This window comes from Streptomyces niger (assembly GCF_000718305.1).
GTDB lineage: Bacteria > Actinomycetota > Actinomycetes > Streptomycetales > Streptomycetaceae > Streptomyces > Streptomyces niger.
Genome location: NZ_JOFQ01000096.1, coordinates 1 through 233, shown reverse-complemented (window position 1 = coordinate 233; position 233 = coordinate 1). Strand labels below are relative to the sequence as shown.

Sequence of the window (233 nt, the reverse complement as noted above, 5' to 3'; positions counted from 1 at the left end):
CACAACAAGATCACGGCGTTGTGGCACGGCACCCAGATGGTGGCCGGGGACGGGTCGGACAAGAAGAACCAGTACGGCTTCGCGGCCGAGGACATGAAGAACGCCAAGCTCCCCTGGGGCGACCCGGTGGAGGAGAAGCACCACTGGTACGAGGTCGGCCACTGGGTGAAGTCCTTCGTGTGGGACGGCCTGATCGTGGATGGGATCTGGGGCACCATCAAGGGCCTGGGCAC

At 64.4% G+C, this 233-nt stretch carries 1 pseudogene; it reads left to right on the top strand.

Annotated features, from left to right (window positions below):
- Positions 1-233, top strand: a pseudogene (locus IF20_RS37045) (hypothetical protein); the annotation flags it as partial.